The organism is Plantibacter flavus, from assembly GCF_002024505.1.
Taxonomy (GTDB): Bacteria; Actinomycetota; Actinomycetes; order Actinomycetales; family Microbacteriaceae; genus Plantibacter; species Plantibacter flavus_A.
This window is the reverse complement of the sequence record NZ_CP019402.1, coordinates 464,963-481,970: the sequence shown is the minus strand read 5'-3', so window position 1 is coordinate 481,970 and position 17,008 is coordinate 464,963. Positions and strand designations below refer to the sequence as shown.

The following is a 17,008-nucleotide window of genomic DNA, read 5'->3' as shown; positions in this document are numbered from 1 at the left end:
GTGGTGTTCATTCGACGTCGAATCCCGACTTCTCGAGGTCCGCGCGGACCGTCTGCTGCACGGCTGCGAGTGCATCGGCGAGGGGGCGACCGGCCTGGATGGCCTTCCCGACCTGATCCGTGTAGGCGCTGAAGGCGACCGTCGTGTTCGGCCCCCAGGTCACGTCCGTGGTGTCGGCGGCGACGTCGAGCAGGATGTCGTGGAAGTCCTCCTGTCCGGCGGCCGCCTTGTCGGCCGGCTGCGGAATGCTCGCGTAGACGTCGAGGCCGGGTGCGGAGGCCGGGAAGTTGCCGCCCTGCTCGATCATGACACCCTGCCCCTCCGCGGTGGAACCCAACCAGGCGAGGAACTCGGCCGCCTGCTTCGGGTGCTTCGACGTCGTCGTGACGAGGCTCGACGAGCCGCCCTGGAACCCGACGCCCGGGTCGTCGTCGGTCCATGACGGCAGCGGAGCGATCCGCCACTTCCCAATGGTGTCCGGCGCGCCGGTCTTCACCGAGGATCCGGTCGCGCCCCAGGACCCGATGACCTGGGTGAGGATCTTGCCAGAGTTCAGTTGCGCGTTGAACTCCGGCGTCCCGCTCGCGCCGGCCGAGACGACGCCCTCGCCGACGAGTCCGTCCCAGTAGTCGGCCACCTTCGTCGGTGCCGCGCCGTCGATGTCGACGGACCAGGAGCCGTCGTCGAGTGACCACCAGTCGCCGCCGGCTTGGGCGGTGAGCCCGGCGAGCCAGCCGGCATCACTGGTCGGGAAGTTCGCGAGGACCGCATCCGGAGCGGCCTGTTTCGACGCCCTGGCGGTGTCGGCGAACTCGTCCCAGGTAGTGGGCACGGAGAGCCCGTACTGCTCGAAGAGGTCGGCGCGGTACATGAGCAGCATCGGCGCCTGGTCGAGCGGGACCCCGTAGACCCCGTCGTCACCGAGATGGACGAGGTTCCAGACGGCAGGACTGTACTGGTCCTCGATGCCGTCCACGTACTCGCTGATGTCTGCGGCGACGCCGCTCGAGATGTACGAGGGGAGCCACTGGTACTCGGCGAGCGCGAGGTCCGGGCCCTCCCCGGCCCGCACGGCGGCGTTGAGTTTGGTGAACTGATCGGTGCCACCCCCGACGTTGGTGACCTTGACCTGGATGTCCGGGTGTTCCGCGTTCCAGGCGTCCGCGATGCCGGGGGCGCCGGCCCACCAGGTCCACCAGGTGAGCGTCACCGGGCCGCTCTCGGCGGGGGCCTCGCTGTCGCTCCCGGCGGAGCATCCGCCGAGGGCCAGGGCCCCGACGACGGCTGCGGTGATCCAGACGGCTGATCGCTTCATGGAATTACCTCCTCGTAATCCTTCGGTGGTGCACCGGTCGTCGCTACAGCCGGTGCTGTTGTCAGGAACAGTAGCTTATGTTCAAGGCTTGGACAAACTTAGGCCGTCATTCCCGTGGCATCGCCGTCGAGCAGCCAGCCGAGGCTGCGCTGCAGGAGGATCTGTCGTTCGGGCGAGTCGAACGAACGGATGTCGTGACCCAGTGCGTCGTAGACGACGCGGGCGGGACCCGGGCGGTGCGTCCACAACACCGGATGACGGACGCCCTCGTGCTCGTGGAAGGCGAGCGGCCGGACGGCGTCGGAGATCCGGAGGTGCGTGTAGCGCTCATCCCAGACGGTGAAGTCGCCGAGACCCCGCGTGATCGAATGCCCGGTGTCGGGCACCTCGATGGCAGCCTGGCCGATCTCGGGATGCATCGAGACACCACCGACCCACCGACCGCCGATCACCCGCTCCCACGCCGGCATGTGGGGGAACGACGTGGCTGAGACGTGGTGCGACCAGATCGACCCTCCGCCGCGCGCGTAGGCCTCGAACCCCTCCTGCGCCGCCGCGAAGGTTGACGACTCCAGTCCGTGCCGTGTGGGATTGCCGACCATGAGGACGAGGAGGTCGACATCTTCGAGTGATGCCAGCTCCTCCTCCACCGCACCACTCACCCGGACACCGAGCCCCTCCTCTCGGGCGAGATCGGCCACGCGGCCCGACGTCGCCGCGAAGTCGTGCCAGGGATCGGCGTAGCGCCCCTCGCCACGAAGAATGAGTACGTTGTGCATGCCGGTCTCCTCGATCGCGTTGCATTTGTGCAAGACTAGAACTTATCAGCTCGCTCCGCATCGGTCGCGGAGGAACCCCGTCGAGAGGACCCAATGAGCATCGGAACCCCCTCCGGGCACACCCTCGAGGACATCCGACGGCGGAACGTGTCCGCCGTCCTCGCACTCGTCCACGGCGACGGTGGCCTCTCCAGAGCGGAGATCACCAGGCGCACCGGTCTCTCCCGCTCGTCGGTGGCGACCGTCATCTCCGACCTCGAACTCGCCGGCGTCGTCCGCCAGGAGGCCGCTCCCCCGGCGACCCGGGTCGGGCGCCCCTCCCCCGTCGTCGTCCCCACGGATCGGTTCCTCGCGGTGTCCGTGAACCCCGACGTCGACGGGGTCCGAGTGGCCCTCTGCGCCCTCGGCGGGCGGATCGTCGCGCAGACCTTCCGTCCGAGCGAGCGGGTGGTCACCCCGAACGAGGCAGCCGTGATGACCGCCGAAGCCGTCGGCGAGCTGCATGCGGCCCTACCGGACTCCCGCCTGGTCGCGCTCTGCGCTGCCACCCCGGGCCGCGTCGACAAGACCGGCGAAGACGTGGTCTACGCGCCGCACCTGCGGTGGCGGAACGTGCCGTTCGGCTCGCTGTTGCAGGACGCGACCGGTATCCCCTCCCGGGTCGCCTTCGACGCCGCCGTCGGGCTCGCCGCTGAACGACACTGGGGCGCGGCCCGTGACACCGACGACGCCGTCTACCTCTACGGCGGCCCCGGCGGGATCGGGGCGGCGGCTCTCGTCGACGGCCGGATCCTGCAAGGCGCGAACGGTGGCGTCGCCCGCCTCGGCCATCTGCTCGTCGCCCCCGACGGACCGGTGTGCAGTTGCGGCAACGTCGGCTGTCTCACGACCGTCGTCTCCTCGCACGCCATCGCCGCGGCCACCGGTGCCGCCTCGGTCGCGCTCGCGGACCTCCGTGCCGCGCTCGCCGAGGGATCCGCCGCCCGGACCGCCGGCGCCCTCGACCGGCAGCTGGAGTACGTCGCGACCGCGATCCGGGTCATCACCAACATCTACGACCCCGAGATCGTCGTCATGGGCGGCTTCTTCAGTCTGCTGCTCGCCCAGGGCGACGGCGCGATCCGACGGCGACTCTCGGACGAGACCATCTCCGCGCTGCGCAGCCCGGCCCGCCTCGTCGAACCGCGGCTCGGCGAGAGCCAGCTCCTCGCGGGGGCGAGCGACGTCGCGTTCGCCGCGCTCCTCCGGGACCCACTCGGGTTCACCGCCCGCGAAGCGACCGCATGAGCCGCGCGATCCGACCGGTGTCCTCGACGGGACACCGGCGATGAGCGCGGGCGACGCGGCACCGGCGGCCGACGACTTCGCACGCCGACGGATCGCGTACGTCATCGCGCTGGGACTGCTGCAGACACTCAGCACCTTCACGATCGACATCTACCTGCCGGCCTTCCCGCAGATCGCGGGCACGTTCGGCGTCTCGGAGCCGTCGATCCAGTTCACCTTCACGGGCGCGATGATCGGCATGGTCTTCGGACAGTTCTTCGCCGGCCCCTGGAGCGACGCAGTCGGTCGGCGCCAGCCGATGCTCATCGCCACCGTCGTCCACGTCGCCGCCTCGATCGCCTGCGCCCTCGCGCCCTCGGTCGAGATGTTGGTGGCCGCTCGCGTGCTCCAGGGCGCGGCGTCGGCCGCGACGGGCGTCATCGCGCTCGCCATCGTGCGCGACCTCTACTCCGGGTTGTCGATGATGCGCATGCTGGCGTCGATGTCGCTCATTTCGGGGATGGCCATCGCCGTCGGGCCACTGTTCGGGTCGCTGTTGCTGGAGGTCATGGAGTGGCGGGGCGTCTTCGCCTCCCTCGCCGGATACGGACTCGCCATCGGGCTGCTCGTGCTCGTCCTCATCGGCGAGACGCTCCCTCCGGAACGCCGGCACCCCGGAGGACTGCGCGCTCGCGCCTCGGCGATGCGGCGGGTGGGCTCCGACCGACCCTTCGTCGGGCTCGTGCTCGTGACCTCACTGGCGTGGGCCGGCATGTACAGCTATCTCGCGGCCTCCTCGTTCCTGTTCCAACGGGTCTACGGGCTCAGCGAACTGCAGTACGGTCTCGTCTTCGCCTCGCACGCGCTCATGATGCTCCTCGGCACGCAACTCGGGGTCCGCATCGCCCATCGCATCGAACCTCGCCGCATCGTCATGCTGTCCACCGCCGGTCTCGGGCTCTCCGCCATCGGGCTGCTCCTGATCGGGCTCCTGCCCGTCGGGCCGCTCGTGAGCATCATGGTGTTCCTCTGGGCGTTCACCTTCTTCCTCGGTGTGAACACCCCCTGCATCCAGACCCTCGCGCTCGCCCGCCACGGCGGCGACGCCGGCACCGCGGCGAGTCTCCTGAACGCCACCCGGCAGGGCTTCGGCGCGCTCGCCACCCCGATCGCCGGGTTCATCGGGGTGACGAGCGCCGCACCCGTGGCCGCGGTCATGGTGGTCGGCCAGCTCGCCGCGATCGTCATCCTGTGGGTCGTCGTCCGGCCGGGACGACTCGACCCCATCGACTGAGGCGCACGGCTACAGCACACCACGAAACGACACCCCGGACCAGGAGGGTCCGGGGTGTCGCGGTCCGTTCGGAATCGGATCAGGGAATCACCCCTTGATCGCGCCGGTCAGCATGCCCTTCGTGAAGTGGCGCTGGATGAACGGGTAGACGATCAGGATCGGCAGGGTCGCGAGGACCACGACCGCCATCTGCACCGACTGGGACGGTGGTGTCGGGACGTCCGAACCGATGATGTCGGTGAGGACGGACCCCTGGATGACGTACTGGTTCAGCACGACCTGCACCGGCCACAGGCTCGAGTCGTTGATGTAGAGCAGCGCACTGAAGTAGCTGTTCCAGTACCCGACGGCGGCGAAGAGCCCGACGACCGCGAGCACGGGGCGCGACAGTGGCAGGACGATCTTCCAGAGGATCCGGAAGTCGCTCGCGCCGTCGATGCGCGCGGACTCGATGAGACTCGCCGGGATGCTCATGAAGAAGTTGCGCACGACCACCATGTTGAACGCCGAGATCAGGCCAGGGAGGATGAGCGACCACAGGGTGTTCAACAGGCCGAGGTTCTTCATCAGCAGGTAGTTGGGGATGATCCCGGCACCGAAGAACATGGTGAACACGACGAGGAGCAGAATCGCACGCGAGCCGGGGACCTGCCTGGTGCGGCTGAGCCCGTAGGCCAACATCACGGTGCAGGTGAGCGAGAGCGCCGTCCCGACGATCGTCACGAAGGCCGAGATGAGCAGCGAACGCGTGACGATGTCGCCGGCGAGGATCGCCTGGTACGCGTCCAGCGAGAACGAGGTCGGCAGGAAGCCGCTCGTCTGCGCGTCCTTCGAGGCGAAGCTCATCGCGATGATGTAGACGAACGGGTACAGCATCACCAGGACGATGAAGCCGATGACGAGGGCTTTGAGCGCCTGAACGGGGACGGAGGGGCGCCCCATCCACGCCGGTCGGTCGCTCGCGGGACCGCGTCGCCGACGTTTGGTCCGCGGTGGGCGAGCGCTGCCCGCGGCTTCCGATGCCATCGGCGACGTCGGCGTCTCCGGTGCTGTCATGGTGGTCACAGGACCCCCTCCGTTCCCATTCGTTTCGCCAGACGGTTCGCGCCCAGCACGAGGAGCGTGCCGATGACGCCCTTGATGAGTCCTGCGGCTGCGGAGATCCCCCAGTCGCCTCCGACCACGCCTCGGAAGTACACGAAGGTGTCGATGACCTGCGCAGCATCCGCGCCGACGATCGGTTGTTGCAGGAGCAGCTGCTCGAACCCGACGGTCAGCACGTTGCCGACGGTCAGGACCAGCAGCAGCGAGATCACCGGGACGAGCCCCGGTAGGGTCACGTGCCACGTCTGCCGCCACGGCTTCGCGCCGTCCACCGCCGCGGCCTCGTAGAGTTCCTGCGGGATCGCCGCGATCGCCGCGAAGAAGATGATGGTCCCCCAGCCGATGTCCTTCCAGATGACCTGCGAGGTCACGAGGAGCTTGAAGGTGTCCGGATTCGACATGATGTTCACGCCGTCGACGCCGAGGGACTCGAACAGCCCGGCGACCGGTCCGGCGCCGCCGAGGATCTGCTGCCAGATGGAGATCACGATCACCCAGGAGATGAAGTGCGGCAGGTAGACGATCGACTGCACGACCCGCTTCACGCGGGACGACAACAGGCTGTTGAGGAGGAGGGCGAGCAGGATCGGTGCAGGGAAGGAGAAGACGATCTGGAGGACGGCGATCTGGATCGTGTTGACCACTGCCCGAACGACCTCCGGGTCGCTGACGATGCGGACGAAGTTGTCGAAGCCCACCCACGGTGAGCCCTCGATCCCCAGGAACGGCGAGAACGCCTGGAAGGCGACGACGTTGCCGAGGATCGGGACGTAGGCGAAGAGCACGAAGAACAGGAGCCCGGGCAGGATGAGCGCGTACATCCGCCACTCGCGACGCATCCGGGTCCCGAGCGGGGTGCGGTGCCGGCGGGCCGCGTCCTCTCGACGACGATCGCGGGCGGCGGAGCGCGCCGACCTGGTCTGCAGCTGCGTCATGACGTCACTTCCGTTCGTCGAGGAGCTTGCGGTAATCGGCCTTGACCTGGTCGCCACCGGCTTTCCGCCAGTCGGACCGCCAGTCCTTGATCGCGGAGACCGAGAGCTTGCCCGAGACGATCTTTTTGCGGTAGTCGTCGTTGATCTGGGTCAGCTGGGCCCCACGGCTCGTCTGAGTGGTGGACGTCAGGCCGACGACCGGGCTGTCGACGGCGGCCTTCGTGAGGTACTCCATCTGCGCGACGAGCCCTTCGGCGCGCCCGGCGTTCTCGTTGTTCAGCATGATGTACGGCGGTGCGGTGACGCCCAGCCATTTGAGGCCCTGGAGGTTGGCGAGGGCGGTCGCGTCTCCCGTCGAGACGATCTGCTTGCCCGGCCCGAAGGTGTAGTTGTAGCCCTCCAGACCGGAACCGCCGATGAACAGGTTCTCCTCGGTGCCGAACGGCGCAGCCCACCAGTCGAGGAACCGCAACAGCTCCGCCAGGCGCTTCGGGTCCTTGGCCGCGGAGGCGGAGATCCCGTCGAAGCCACCGTAGCCCGGTCCCGCCTGTACGACGATGTCCCCGCCGTCGTGGCCGGGCGGGGTCAGGTACCCGACGCGGGCGCCACTCGTCGACTCCTCGACCTGCAGCATGCCTTGCGAGGAGAGCCAGGCCGGGTCGTCGAGTTCGAAGGCGATCTGGCCCTCGAGCCAGAGCTGCTTCTCCTTGCTGCGCTGGGAGTCGGATCCGAGCGCGATCGCGTCGGGGTGGAACACGTTCCGCTTCCACAGATCGGCCAGGTACTCCATGGTTGCCTCGAATTCGTCGGTCTCGATCGTGTTGACGAGCGAGCCGCCGGAGCCGAGCGTCCAGTCCGCGCCCGCGCCGAACATCCAGCGCGACAGCAGTTGGATCTGACCCGTGCCGAGGCCACCGACCGCCCACACGCGACGGCCGGCGTGTTCGCCGAGCTTCGCGATCTCCGCCAGGACGTCCGCGAACGCCGCCGCGTCGGCCGGCTGACCGGTCACACCGACCGCCTCCATGAGGTCGGTGCGGATGACCGGGCAGGCCGTCACGCGGGGGCTCGTGCGCGGGACGCCCATGATGCGGTTGCCCTTCGCCGAGTTCCGCCACGCATGGGTCTCGAGGTTCGCCAGGTTCGGGTACTCGAGGACGGCGTCGCCGCCCAGCGCGTCGGACAGGTCGGCGAATGCACCGGCCTGGATCGCCTGCTGCACCGCCGGGACCTCGTCTCGGAGGTACATGATGTCCGGCAGCGTGCCGCCCGCGAGCGTCGTCGCGACCTTCGCGTCGTAGTTGTCGCCGGAGGCGTAGCTCGGCTTGAAGTCGGCGTTGATCCGCTTGTTGAGCTCCTGCCAGAACGGGTTCGACTCGAGTGGTGCGGGTGGCGAGAAGTACAGCATCTGGAACGTCTTCAACTCGCCGCCCCGGCCCGGCGCCGCGGCGACACTGGTCCAGTAGCTCGCGGGGTACGAGGTGTAGACCGGTTGCACCCCGGCAACCTGGCTCACGATGGCGGTGGCGTCCGCGGCGCGCTGCGCTCGGAACGTGGGCAGCAGGAGCTCGGATCGCGCGGCCTGGGTGCTCGCGCCACCCGGCGAGCACGCCGCGAGGGCCATGGCGGCGAGACCGCCGATACCGAGGCCGAGCGCGGTGCGGCGGGTGAGCTGGACGTCGTGCAGGGGGTTCGTGTGTGACATCTGTCTTCTCCTCTGAAGCTGATGTGTCGCTGGAACGGTTGTGTCGAGGTATCAGGCGGCGAGCACTGGGGAGGCTTCGGTGAAGCGCCGACGGGCGGCGAAGGGGTCATGGACGGTCCGGCTCCGACGGTCGAGGACGCGGGTGGAGCGCTCGGGACCGTACGCCGGCCACGCGGCATCCGGGGAGGACGGGTCCCCCGCGGCGACGAACGCCGCCCATCCCGCGCTCATCCGCTCGCTGAGCTCGAACGGCGGTTCGGCGCCGAGCTCCTCCCTGGCCGCGGCGCTGTCGTCGAGGTGTCGGAACACGAACGGCAGCTCGAGCGAGTGACCGGAGCGGCGGGCCCACGTGGGCGTGTCCGGTCGGCTCCAGGCGAAGAGGTAGCCGAAGGTGTTCCCTTCCGCACCGGAACGCGCGTCGAGCAGACGGCTCACCGGCCGTCGGTAGAGCCGGTCGGAGACGTACGATTCCAGTGCCTCGACCGGATCGAGCACCCGCCCGTCGTCCGCAGCGCAGGCAGCCAGATAGGCGTCGGCGGTTCCGCCTCGGCCGTCGGCCTGGAGTTCGCGGTCGAGCGTGGCCAGGGCCTCCGCAGGCGCGAGGCGGAGCAGGTCGACGTATCCGCTCGCCTCGTTCCGGTTCGTTCCGATGATCGCGTCGATGTGGGCGCCGGCGCCGGCTGCGATCGACCGCAGCGGTACATCGTGGACGAAGCGCCCGTCGATGACGGGCCGGAAGGGGATGCCGGGCCCCCGCCGGGTCGCACGCCACCGATCGACCATCCGTTCCTGGGCGGCGACGAGCTCGGCCGGACCGGTGCGCAGCAGCTCGCCAGGGTCGGCGTCCGAGCCGGCCAGCTCCACCAGCAGTTCATCGGTCACCTCGGCCGCTTCGTCGAGCGTGTGCACCCGCTCGGCCGTCGCGCTCTCGATGATCACCCGACGGAAGGGAGAGTCGCCGGAGCTCTCGGCGAGCAACGTGGCGACGGCCACGCCGCCGGCGGACTGCCCCATGACGGTGATGCGTGCGGGATCGCCCCCGAAGGCCGCGATCTCGTCATGCACCCACTGGACGCCGGCGAGCGTGTCGCGGAGCGCCAGGTTGCCGGCGTCCACATACTCCGGGCCGAGCAGGTGGTCGAGGCGGAGCGAGCCGAGTGCGCCGAGCCGGTACGCGATCGACACCACGATGATCCCGTGCGCCGCGGCGAGGCGGGCACCGTCGCACAGCGGGTGCGCGTTCGAGCCGTAGAGGTGCGCGCCGCCGTGGACCCAGACGAGGACCGGTCGAGGGGTGTCGACGCGTTCACCGGGGAGCCAGACGTTCGCTGTGAGGCTGTCGGCCTCGCTCATCGGTGCCCCTCCGGCCCGCCCCGCGTCCTGCCAGGCGATCGGGCCTTGAGCGCTTGCGCGGACACCGCGCCAACCGTCCGGCCGTACCGCCGGCTGGAACCGGGCTGCGACCCGAGCGGTCGGGAGCCCGAGGACCGCGACCGCCGCGCCGTCCGGGGTGTCGATCCGCTCGCCGCGCACCCGGCCCAGTGATGTGACGTACTCGAACACCTGACTCCCATCGTCGTTGATGGATCGATCCTCCGCCCAGCGGTCAAAGTTGTCAAGCAACTCCTCGGGAAGATTCTCCAAGTAGCCCGACTAAATCAAGGTGCTTGGCCGAAAAATCGCCGAATGACGCCCCAAACACGCCAAAAGATGTCTGACACCTTTGTCCAGCTACTCACTCGGGCCAAAAGTTGTCTGATACCTTCACGGCATGGATCACACCGGAGGGACCGAGTCTCGGGTCGAGGACATCGCCGACGACTTGCAGCGGGAACTCGCCGACGAGTTCGAGTTCGGCGCGAAGCTCCCGAGCGAATCCGAACTCTCCGAGCGCTACGGGATCAGCCGCGCCACGGTCCGAGAGGTGTTGAAGGTCCTGAGCGGCCGAGGGCTCATCGAGTTGGGCCGTGGGCGCCGCGGCACGGTGACCCGGCCGACCAGCGAGGTGCTCGGCATCCAGCTCGGCGCCCTGGTCCGCCGCGATCCCCAGCGTCTGATCGAGCTCGCGCAGATCAGGGACTTCCTCGACGAGTTCGTCGCGCAGCGGGCGGCCGAGCAATCCTCCCCGTCGGCCTCGCACGCGGTCGACTCGGCCCGATCCGCCCTCGATCGGATGCGGAGTGCCGAATCCGGCGACGCCCTCGGCGTCGCCAACGGCGAATTCCACGCGGCGCTCGTCGACGCGGCCGGCAGCGAGGTGCTCTCCTTCCTGCTCGACGGCATCGAGAGCGCCCTGGTCTCGACGCAGCGCTCCGCATACGGCGGCAGGTTGGTCCGCGACGAAGCGGCCCAGGACTCGCTCGCCGTCCACGAGCAACTGTTCGAGGCGATCGCCACCGGTCAGGTCGACGAGGCCCGGACGGCGGCGCGGGAGCACGCCCGGCTCGTCCGGGCCGGACTGCGCCACCGCGTCGCTGCGCTCCTCGGCCTCCGCTGACGGGGCGTCGCCGGGGTTACCAGTCGTGGACGGTTCCGTCGGCGAGACGGTTGTAGGGCAGGTACGCCCGCTGATACGGGTACTTGCCCGCCTCGTCCACGTTCAACTCGACACCCAGGCCGGGCTGGTCCCCCGGGTGCAGCATGCCGTCCTCCCATGTGTACGACTGCTCGAACACGGCGTCGGTCTTCGCTCCGTGCTTCATGTACTCCTGGATGCCGAAGTTGTGGATCGCCAACCCCAGGTGCATCGCGGCCGCCATGCCGACCGGCGAGATGTCCGTCGGCCCGTGCATGCCCGACTTGATCTGGTACTGCGCCGCATAGTCCAACGTCTTCTTCAGATGCGAGATCCCACCCATGTGCGTCACCGCACCACGCACATAGTCGATCAGCTGCTCGCGGATGATCTGCTGGTAGTCCCACACCGTGTTGAAGATCTCCCCGATCGCCAACGGCGTCGTCGTGTGCTGCCGCACCAGCCGCAACGCCTCCGGGTTCTCCGCCGGCGTGCAGTCCTCCAACCAGAACAGGTCGTAGGGTTCCAGGCTCTTGCCGAGCTTCGCGGCCTGGATCGGCGTCATCCGGTGATGCCCGTCATGCAGCAACGGCAACTCCGGACCGAACTCGTTCCGCACCGCCTCGAACACCGTCGGCAGATGCCGCAGATACGACCTCGTGTCCCAGTCCTCCTCGTTCGGCAGGCCGCCACGCTGCGCCGGCTCGTGGTCGTAGCGGACACCCGTGTTGCCCTCGAAGGTGGCGTTCGAGGCGATGCCGTAGATCGACTGCAGCCCCGGCACCGCCGTCTGGATCCGGATGGCCTTATACCCCTGCGCCTGATGCTCGCGCACACTGTCGAACAACTCCTCGTTGCTCTTCCCCGACGCATGCCCATAGGCGAGCAGCCCCGTCCGCGACGCACCGCCCAGCAACTGATACACCGGCATGCCCGCAGCCTTGCCCTTGATGTCCCACAACGCCATATCGACCGCCGCGACCGCAGCCATCGTCACCGGACCCCGACGCCAATACGCCGACCGATACAGGAACTGCCACGTGTCCTCGATCCGCGACGCATCACGCCCCAGCAACAACGGCACCACGTGCTCGGACAGATACGCCACCACCGCCAACTCGCGCCCGTTCAACGTCGCGTCCCCCAAGCCCGTCAGACCGTCATCCGTCGTCAGCTTCAACGTCACGAAGTTCCGATCCGGACTCGTGACGATGACCTCAGCCTTGTCGATGATCATGCGCGCTGCTCCCGGTACTCGACGATCTCCACCCCGAACGGTGGCAGGGTCACGGTGGTGACGGAGGATCCGTCGACGCGGTCCACCAGTCCGCCGTCGGAGACCGGCTCGACCGTGCGGGTCTCGTCGCTCTGACTGATGAACCAGACGAATCGACGACCGTCGCGGTGGGTCATCTCACCGGTCATCACGAGCGCGTCGTCGACCCGGACCGACGGTGTTACGCCGGCTTCCGCGGCGAGCGCCGCGTAGAGCTCCCAGGTCGGCTCGGGGTTGACCCGCGGCACGGCCGAGGCGAAGTACTCGACCGGGTAGGTGGACAGGATCATCGACCCGCTGCCGACCCGTCGTCGGAGCAGCGCCGGCCGACCGTCCCGATCGGTCGCGATGACCTCGGCGTCGACCGGTTCGACGGGCAGGTGCGAGCGGCCGTCGACCGTGCCTCCGACGTGGAAGGCGAGGGAGGTGCCGCGGGCGATGCCGCCGAAGTCCGTCTGGAACTCGAGCGCGACGGTCTCGTCGAGGACGGGTTCGATGAGTCCGTAGCGCAGGCGTTTGCGGACACCGAACAGGTCGTCGAGCTTCGGCCACCACGATCCGCGCTGATTCGCGTGCATACCGTTGAAGTAGGAGGCGTACACGGTGGCACCGGCGGCCGCCCGGCGCTCGAGCTCCGCCCAGGTGGGTGCGAGGAGCGCCTTCGTCGACGGGACGATGATGAGGTCGAGGTCCGCCGGGAGCCCGTCCAGTTCTCGGACGACGCCGACGGGCAGGTCGGCGGTGCGGGCGGAGACGTAGGCCTGCCGTGACACCTGGAACACGGTCGGGCCGTCCTCGCGGGCGGTGAAGGCGTAGGGCGACTCGAGGAAAGAGGACACGAGCAGGCCGATGCGGGTGTCAGGTCGTTCGAGCCCCCGGAAGTCGAGCTCCGAGAGGGTGGCCGCGAAGTCGCGGACCTCGAGGAGCTGCGCCTTCGGGACCCCCTGGTCGGTGACGAGACCGAAGTGCATCTCGAACGGGTGGTGTGAGTAGGGCTCGCGATCCGAGAACGCGTCGTAGTCGACGTTGTTCCACGGGATCCAGGCGGTGGCGCCGCCGAGCAGGGTCGCGTGGAGGACCTGGCGGTAGTAGTGCGCCGCGTTCTCGTCGTCCACGTAGTCGGACGTGACGCCGAACTCCTCCATGACGACGGGCTTGCCGCCGAGGTCCAGCAGTTCGCAGATGAAGGCGGCTCCGAGGTGCTGCCGGACCGGGTCGTCCTCCATGCGGTAGACGTGCGGACCGAAGAAGTCGATCAGCGGCTCGAGCTCACGGACCCGGAAGCCGTTGTCGTTCCCGGTGATCTCGACGCCCCAGGCGCCCTCGCCGACGGACACCGGCTGGGTCCCGCCGCCGGCCCGCACCGCGTCGATCAGCAGCTGTGCCCAGGCGGTGACCGCCTCGGCGTCGATGGTGTCGATGCCGCGTGAACGCCAGTCCGCGTAGATCGGCACCTCGTTCGTCAGCAGCCACCCGTCGATCGCGGGGTGCTCGGTGAAGCGGGAGACCACCTCGCGGATGTACCAGGCCTGGCGCCCGACGAACCAGACGTCGGAGAAGACGTCGCGCCCGTCGCGCCACGCCGGATCCCAGTTCTGCGCGGACATGTGCCCGACGAGGAAGGTGGGGATCGTCCACATCCCCGCGTCGGTGTGCCGCTGCAGGAAGTCGGCGAAGTGGGCGAGCATCTCCTCGGACAGGCGATCGGGCTCCGGGTGGAAGTCCGGCCAGTACAGGAAGCTCCGCGTGTGCGTGATGCCGTGGGCGCGGAGCTGCTCGAGCTCCTGCGCGACGACCTCGCCGTCGTAGTCCCGCCACATGAGCGGACCACCGGTGCGTGACCAGTAGTTGACGCCGATCAGGGCGTCGACGCCGTCCGGGGTCGGGAGTTTCGCGGAGTGTCGTTTCATGAGGGTTCCTTCTGGATCGTCTTCCGTGACGTCGTGGTCACGGAAGGGTTCGCGGGGCGGTGGACGCCCGCGGGAGGAGTTCGGGGCGGGCGGCGTCGAGGCGCACCGGGCGACCGGTGCGGATCTGGTCGAGGAGCGCTTCGGCGACGAGCGCCCCGAATGCCCGGACGTCTCGCCGGATCGCGGTGATCGGCGGTGTCGCCAGCTGGCAGAGCATCGAGTCCTCCCAGGACAGGATGCTGAGGTCGTGCGGAACGGCGAGTGAGAACTCGGCGGCGACCGGCAGCGCCGCAGCGGCCATCACGTCGTTGTCGTAGATGACCGCAGTCGGGCGGTCCGCCCGCGCGAGGATCCTCCGCGTCGCCGACGCACCGCTCTCGGCGGTGAAGTCCGTCCGGATGATCGACGACTCCACGCCGAGTTCGTGTGCGGTGTCCTCGAACGCCCGGTCGCGTGCCGAGACGTGGCGGAGGTGCTCGGGACCCGCGACCCGGGTGATGCGCCGGTGGCCGATGGCCTGCAGGTAGCGGACGGCGTCCGCGGTGGCCCCTCCGTGGTCGACCACGACGGAGGACACCTCCGGTCGGTCCGGAGCGTCACCGAGGACGACCGCTCGCAGGCCCGTCTCGACGACGACCTCGAGGCGGGGGTCCTCGGTCCGCGGATCGACGACGATGATCCCGTCGACGCGTTCCGATGCACCCCATCCCCGGTAGATGCGCGCCTCCGCGTCGACGTCGGCGACCACTCGGAGCAGCAGGTCGAAGTCGTTGGCCGCGAGGGTCTCCTCGAGACCGGCGATGAGCTGCATGTAGTAGGTCTCGACGCCGAGGGTCTCAGCCGGTCTCGCGATGACGAGGCCGACCGTGTTGGTGCCGCCACCCCGCAGACTGCGCGCGGCCTGGTTCGCGGCCCATCCGAGTTCGGCCGCGATCGCGAGGACTCTCGCGCGGGTCGTCTCCGACACCCCGGGTCGTCCGTTCAAGGCGTAGGAGACGGCCCCGACGGACACCCCCGCCGCGGTCGCCACGTCGTGCATCGTCGGTCGAGGTGCCCGGGATCGCACCCTGGCCTTGGTCGGTTCGTCGGGTCCACCGGTCATTTGAGCGCTCCATCCACGAGGGCGTCCTGCATCCGTCGATACAGGACCGCGTAGACCAAGTAAACCGGTAGCAGCGTAATCACGATGCCGGCGGCGAGCTGGCCGTACTGCGGGCTCTGCTGGCTCGTGAGCAGCGGCAGCGCGACCTGGATCGTGCGGTTCTCGGGAGCCGGCGCGAGGATGAGCAGGGAGAAGAGGTACTCGTTCCAGACCGCGAGGAAGTTGAGGATGGTCACCGTGACGATGCCCGGCGCGGCCATCGGGATGATGAGTCGCAGGATGATCGAGAACCGGTTCGCCCCGTCCATCTGGGCGCTCTCCTCCAGTTCGTACGGGATGGCCCGGATGAACTGCGTGAGGAGGACCACCGAGATCGGGAGGGCGGTGGCCGGGAAGAAGAGCATCAGGAACTCCTTCGTACCGTAGAGCGACAACCAGAAGGAGAGGATGACCGTCGGGACGAGCGCGGCGAACTGCGGGATGAGGAACCCTGCGGCGAACACCCGTTCCACGATGACGCCGATCCGACCGCGACTCCTGGCGATGGAATACGCAGCCGGGATCGCGAGCACGAGGGTGAGGACGAGCGAGACGGCGGTGATGAGCACGGAGTTCACGAGCGCCTGACCGAGGTCGACGCTCGTCCAGGCGCCGAGGTAGTTCTCGAAGAGCCACTGCTGCGGGATTCCGAACGGGTCGCCGAAGATCTCGGTGTTGTCCTTGACCGAGCTGATGAGCAGGTAGTAGATGGGGATGATCAGGAGCGCGGCGTACACCCAGGCGAAGATGCCGCCCACCCAGAGGCTCGACCGCCCGTGGGGCTGGCGGCGTCGACTCGGACGGGATGCCTGCACGATGGCCTGTGTCGAAGCGGTCACAGTAGAAGAGGTCACAGTCGGGGTCCGTTCAGTAGTTTGCTCGGATGGTGCGACGGATGACGAGCATCCCGACGAGCCCGACGAGGAAGAGCACGACCGAGGCGGCCTGGCTGTATCCCACCTGGCTCGACTGGAAGGCGAGGTCGTAGACGAAGTAGGACAGCGTGGTCGAGGCGGTTCCCGGCCCGCCCTGCGTCAAGAGCAACACCACGGGGGCCGAGTTGAAGAGCGTCCAGATGAACTGAAGCATCACCATCGTGCCGACGTAGTCCTTCGTGATCGGGTACGCGATGCGCCACATCATCTTCCAGTGCCCGGCACCGTCGAGGGCCGCCGCTTCGTAGACCTCCCGGGGGACGCCCGCGAGTCGCGCGTTCATCAGGATGGCCGTGTACCCGATCCCGTTCCACAGGTCGATGGCGATGATGCACGCGAGTGCCGTCTTCGGGTCGGCGAGCCACGCCGTGGTGGCGGCGTCCGCTCCGATGCCGCTGAGGAACCCGTTGAGTGCGCCGTTGGGGGCCAGGATGGCGAAGAACATCATGGCCTTCACCGACAGGGAGATGAGCCCGGGCGTGAAGAAGATGATCGACAGGAACTGGTGCCCGCGGGGACTCTGCTGCAGATAATAGGCGAGCATGAACGCCAGCGGGATCATCACCGGGATCACGACGATCAGCTGCACGGCGGTGTTGCCGGCTGCCGCCCAGAACGTCGGATCCTGCACGAGCGCCGCGTAGTTGTCGAAGCCGATGACCTCGCTCGGCGCGATGATCTTCGGCCAGCGCAGGAAGCTGATGCCGAACATCGCGATGATCGGCGCGATCATGAAGAAGAGGTACCAGACGAGGGCCGGCATCCCGAGGATGGTGAGCCCTCGGTCCGGCCGGGAAGGCCGGACCGAGGGGGTGGTGCCAGGCATCACGCGG

The 17,008-nt window shown here is 68.6% G+C and carries 14 protein-coding genes; 3 read left to right on the top strand and 11 right to left on the bottom strand.

Translation table 11 applies throughout. From position 1 onward, the window contains the following. Positions 1 to 7 precede the first annotated feature (7 nt). Together BWO91_RS02215 and BWO91_RS02210 are read right to left on the bottom strand one after the other, a co-directional pair. Positions 8 to 1,315 carry an extracellular solute-binding protein gene (locus tag BWO91_RS02215; protein WP_064295953.1) on the bottom strand — a complete coding sequence of 436 codons (1,308 nt, stop codon included), beginning with the start codon at positions 1,313 to 1,315 and terminating at the stop codon, positions 8 to 10. Between the two features lie 98 nt (positions 1,316 to 1,413). Continuing rightward, positions 1,414 to 2,094: a ThuA domain-containing protein gene (locus BWO91_RS02210; RefSeq protein WP_079000956.1), complete on the bottom strand. Its 681-nt coding sequence runs from the start codon at positions 2,092 to 2,094 to the stop codon at positions 1,414 to 1,416. Positions 2,095 to 2,187: 93 nt separating this feature from the next. Here BWO91_RS02210 and BWO91_RS02205 point away from each other — a divergent pair, with 93 nt between their 5' ends. Next, entirely contained in the window at positions 2,188 to 3,381 is a 1,194-nt protein-coding gene (locus BWO91_RS02205) for an ROK family transcriptional regulator (RefSeq protein ID WP_079000955.1), read from the top strand. Between the two features lie 40 nt (positions 3,382 to 3,421). Beyond that, on the top strand, positions 3,422 to 4,654 hold the full coding sequence (locus tag BWO91_RS02200) for a multidrug effflux MFS transporter (RefSeq protein WP_079000954.1): 1,233 nt from the start codon (positions 3,422 to 3,424) through the stop codon (positions 4,652 to 4,654). A gap of 87 nt (positions 4,655 to 4,741) precedes the next feature. Here the strand turns inward: BWO91_RS02200 and BWO91_RS02195 are convergent, their stop codons facing one another. From BWO91_RS02195 to BWO91_RS02180, 4 genes are read right to left on the bottom strand one after another with little or no spacing between them, the layout of a single operon-like run. Next, entirely contained in the window at positions 4,742 to 5,710 is a 969-nt protein-coding gene (locus BWO91_RS02195) for a carbohydrate ABC transporter permease (RefSeq protein ID WP_079003796.1), read from the bottom strand. Positions 5,711 to 5,715: 5 nt separating this feature from the next. Continuing rightward, entirely contained in the window at positions 5,716 to 6,693 is a 978-nt protein-coding gene (locus BWO91_RS02190; RefSeq protein WP_064295949.1) for an ABC transporter permease, read from the bottom strand. Positions 6,694 to 6,697: 4 nt separating this feature from the next. Further along, complete coding sequence (locus BWO91_RS02185) at positions 6,698 to 8,398, bottom strand: extracellular solute-binding protein (RefSeq protein ID WP_079000953.1); 1,701 nt, start codon at positions 8,396 to 8,398, stop codon at positions 6,698 to 6,700. A gap of 51 nt (positions 8,399 to 8,449) precedes the next feature. Continuing rightward, positions 8,450 to 9,961: a carboxylesterase/lipase family protein gene (locus tag BWO91_RS02180; RefSeq protein WP_167620426.1), complete on the bottom strand. Its 1,512-nt coding sequence runs from the start codon at positions 9,959 to 9,961 to the stop codon at positions 8,450 to 8,452. A 208-nt stretch (positions 9,962 to 10,169) separates the two neighbouring features. Between BWO91_RS02180 and BWO91_RS02175 the strand changes: the two genes are divergently transcribed. Further along, positions 10,170 to 10,895, top strand: a complete 726-nt coding sequence (locus BWO91_RS02175) for a FadR/GntR family transcriptional regulator (RefSeq protein WP_064295946.1) — start codon at positions 10,170 to 10,172, stop codon at positions 10,893 to 10,895. A 16-nt stretch (positions 10,896 to 10,911) separates the two neighbouring features. On the opposite strand, the gene manD is transcribed toward BWO91_RS02175, so the two are convergent. From manD to BWO91_RS02150, 5 genes are read right to left on the bottom strand one after another with little or no spacing between them, the layout of a single operon-like run. Further along, positions 10,912 to 12,150 carry a D-mannonate dehydratase ManD gene (manD, locus tag BWO91_RS02170; protein ID WP_079000950.1) on the bottom strand — a complete coding sequence of 413 codons (1,239 nt, stop codon included), beginning with the start codon at positions 12,148 to 12,150 and terminating at the stop codon, positions 10,912 to 10,914. Beyond that, positions 12,147 to 14,099 carry a cellulase family glycosylhydrolase gene (locus BWO91_RS02165; protein ID WP_079000948.1) on the bottom strand — a complete coding sequence of 651 codons (1,953 nt, stop codon included), beginning with the start codon at positions 14,097 to 14,099 and terminating at the stop codon, positions 12,147 to 12,149. Before BWO91_RS02165 ends, manD begins: the two co-directional genes overlap by 4 nt. A 37-nt stretch (positions 14,100 to 14,136) precedes the next feature. Next, the gene (locus tag BWO91_RS02160) at positions 14,137 to 15,201 is read right to left on the bottom strand and encodes a LacI family DNA-binding transcriptional regulator (RefSeq protein ID WP_064295943.1); all 1,065 of its coding nucleotides are present in this window, start codon (positions 15,199 to 15,201) and stop codon (positions 14,137 to 14,139) included. Continuing rightward, positions 15,198 to 16,079, bottom strand: coding sequence for a carbohydrate ABC transporter permease (locus BWO91_RS02155; RefSeq protein ID WP_240555646.1), 882 nt, complete (start codon positions 16,077 to 16,079; stop codon positions 15,198 to 15,200). Before BWO91_RS02155 ends, BWO91_RS02160 begins: the two co-directional genes overlap by 4 nt. A gap of 28 nt (positions 16,080 to 16,107) precedes the next feature. Further along, positions 16,108 to 17,001: a carbohydrate ABC transporter permease gene (locus tag BWO91_RS02150; protein WP_197479073.1), complete on the bottom strand. Its 894-nt coding sequence runs from the start codon at positions 16,999 to 17,001 to the stop codon at positions 16,108 to 16,110. Positions 17,002 to 17,008 lie beyond the last annotated feature (7 nt).